The sequence below is a fragment of the Neisseria sp. genome (assembly GCF_041804105.1).
Taxonomy (GTDB): Bacteria; Pseudomonadota; Gammaproteobacteria; order Burkholderiales; family Neisseriaceae; genus Neisseria.
Window position 1 is genome coordinate 1 of sequence record NZ_JBHCJY010000057.1, and the last position, 2995, is coordinate 2995.

Below are 2995 nucleotides of genomic sequence, written 5' to 3' on the forward strand. Positions count from 1 at the left end.
CAAAGCCTTGTGGATAGGAACGCTGATTGCGCTGGTGATTTATGTGTTGTGGCAGCTTGCGATTCAGGGCAACCTGCCGCGCGGCGAATTTGCGCCCGTGATTGCAGCCGAAGGGCAAGTATCTGTTCTGATTAAGACTTTATCGAAATTTGTAGCCACGGGCAGTATGGATTTGGTGCTGACCTTCTTTGCCTATATGGCCATTGCCACATCGTTTCTCGGCGTAACGCTCGGCCTGTTCGACTACATCGCCGATATTTTCAAATGGGACGATAGCACGGCAGGACGCAGCAAAACAGCGGCACTCACTTTCCTGCCGCCGTTGGTCTGCTGCCTGCTGTTTCCCACGGGGTTCGTAACCGTTATCGGCTATGTGGGTCTGGCGGCGGCGGTGTGGACATCCATCATCCCCGCCATGCTGCTTTACAGGTCGCGGCAGAAATTCGGCGGCGGCAAAGGTTACAGCGTGTACGGCGGATGGTGGCTGATGGTATGGGTGTTTGCCTTCGGCATCGTCAATATCGCCGCGCAGATATTGAGCCAGATGGAAGCCGTGCCCGTGTTCAAAGGCTGATTGGAAAAATTGCCGGACCGCACTGTTGATCTGTTCAGGGATACCCGAAACCGTTTGAGGCCGTCTGAAAATGCGGTGCCGCAGCATTTTAGAAGCTGTTTAACCGCTGTTTACCTGCTCTTTTGTGTTGCAGGAGTACCGTTGGCAATTTGCCGCCCGATGCTGCCGCCGTTCCCGTAGTTTGGAAACGGCGGCAGTTTTTTACCATGTGTTTTAAACACGGCAGGCCGTCTGAAAACTACATGATTGCGGAAAAAACGACATAAAACCGTCTTTGTTGCAGCCGTACGACGGTAGCGGATACCGGAGAATATTGTCCGGGTGTCGCTCCGTTTTCCATATTCAGGCAATAAAAAATCCTTGAAAGTACCGTATATCGGTACTTTCAAGGATGTTCACTTTCAGACGGCCTGCTTGATAAAATGTAGTTTCACTACAAAATGGAAAAAAATGGTGCAATTTCACAACGTTACATCATGATTTTTGGGGTGTGATTTATAAAATAAAACGACAAATTCAGGCTGATAGCTCACACTTCATCGATGTCAAATTACATAAATACTTATTTTATAGTGTTTCTAAGACATAAATTAACTTTAAAATACTTTTCTTTAAAATTATAGTTTATTTTTAACAAATATGGCGGTATGATGCGAATCGTCGGAGCAGCACTTTGTTATCCGATTACATCTTTATCCACTCCTGAAAGGAATTGCAATACATGAAAGAAATCATCAAATTGGCCGCAGCATCTCTGATCGGCATGGCGGGTGTAACCGCCGGTGTAAAAAGCATCCACCGCAATATCGACTCCGTAACCAAGAATAACTGAACGCAGCATATTTTGAATGAAGAAGGGACGAAAAATGAACCAACTGATTAAACTGGCAGCAGCTTCGCTCATCGGCATGTCCGGTTTGGCCGTTTCCGCCGCCACCGTTGCACACAATATGAACCGCGCATCCAAATAAGCGGTCGGATACAACCAAGAGATTACCTTCCAAACAGGAAAGGACGCAAACATGAAAGAAATCATCAAATTGGCCGCCGCATCCTTAATCGGTATGTCGGGTGTTGCCGCAAGTGCGGGCACCGTAGCGCAAAACATTAAGGCCGCTTCCGAATAAGCGGTTTTACGGAATAAGGCAAAGGCCGTCTGAAATTATTTTCAGACGGCCTTTGGTTTTTGCGGGAAACTCGGAAGGAAGCAGGACGTACGGTTTGTTCCGAATGCTTTTGCCGACGCTGTTTAGCGGTGGGCATCCAGAAGCTGCGCGGCGAACGGTGTCCAGACCACGCTTTTGATGCCGCTTTCTTTCAGACGGCTGTTCAGCCAGGTGTTGCAGGTGTTGAACAGATGATAGCGGCCTTGCGCTTCGTAAAAAACGTCGTGTTCGTTGTAGCCCGAGCCTGCTACGGCAACGGCGCGGCCGTTTTTCAGGGCGAAGTGGCGGCGGATGTTTTCGGCCAAACGGCGGTATTGTTCGCGGCTGACGGTAAATTTGACGGCGCGTTCGCCTTCCTGCGGTGGCTGGCCGTAAAACGTGGCGTGTATCAGCGTGCTGTTGAGTCCGCTCAGAGCACGGGCGGCGGTGGGTACGGTCAAATCGCCCCACGACGGGGTGTGCAGGTAGAAATTGCGTTCGCCCCAGCCGATGCCGACGAATTGTGCATCGGGGCTTCGGGAACAGGAATCGGCAGGGGAAACCGTGTCGCGCCAGTCGGTGATGTCGTTGGCCAACGGCATCACCAAATCGGCGTGAACGCCGTTGCTGGAGAGATAGAGCGTGATGTCTTCAGACGGCGGTGCATCGTTGACGGAAACGGCGGACAAACCCCATGCCGCGGCGAAATAGAGTGCGGCGCAGACAAACAGGGCAAAGAGTGAATAGGCGGCAGTTTTGAAGATTTTTCTCATGATTCGGCTTGAGAAATAGTAAGACGGCCATTATGACAGAAAGGCCGTCTGAAAAACATTTTCAGACGGCCTGTTCCAGAAACTGCTGTAATTTCTGCAATTCTTCCCAAGCCTGACGTTTGAGCTGCGGCTGGCGCAACAGGCGGGCGGGGTGGGGGATGTGGAAACAGCGGGCTTGCGCCGACAGGGTTTGCACGGCCGCCTGCTGCGGGGTAAACGCCTGTCCGAGCAGCAGCACGGCGCGGGCGCGGCTGGCGGCCAGTTCGGCCTGCATTTGCGGCAGCGCGGCTTGGATTTGGGCTTCGTCAGGGCGGGCGGCTATATCGGCGGTTTTCAGCCAAACGGTTTTGTGCGCCTGTTCGGGTGTAAGGCCAATGGCGGAAAGCATATTGTCGAGCAAAACGCCGACGCTGCCGCTGAACAGTTGTCCGGCCAGATGGTCTTCGGGCGCGGGGCAGACGGAAACCACCATCACGTCGGCAGGGCGGATGCCGGAAACATCA

General features: G+C 52.4%; 4 protein-coding genes. 1 reads left to right on the forward strand and 3 read right to left on the reverse strand.

From position 1 onward, the window contains the following. A partial coding sequence (locus ACEYDX_RS05385; protein WP_373741004.1) for an aromatic amino acid transport family protein occupies window positions 1–574 on the forward strand: 574 nt, incomplete at its 5' end. 110 nt (window positions 575–684) lie between these two features. Here ACEYDX_RS05385 and ACEYDX_RS05390 read toward each other — a convergent pair. The 3 genes from ACEYDX_RS05390 to ACEYDX_RS05400 all read right to left on the reverse strand — a co-directional run. Further along, window positions 685–963 (reverse strand): hypothetical protein, encoded by a 279-nt coding sequence (locus ACEYDX_RS05390; RefSeq protein WP_373741005.1) that lies wholly within the window; start codon window positions 961–963, stop codon window positions 685–687. Window positions 964–1823: 860 nt separating this feature from the next. Further along, a complete protein-coding gene (locus ACEYDX_RS05395) occupies window positions 1824–2492 on the reverse strand; it encodes a TIGR02117 family protein (RefSeq protein WP_373741006.1) in 669 nt (222 codons plus the stop codon). Between the two features lie 61 nt (window positions 2493–2553). Beyond that, window positions 2554–2995, reverse strand: a 442-nt coding sequence (locus tag ACEYDX_RS05400) for a uracil-DNA glycosylase family protein (RefSeq protein ID WP_373741007.1), incomplete at its 5' end; no start/stop codon positions are given.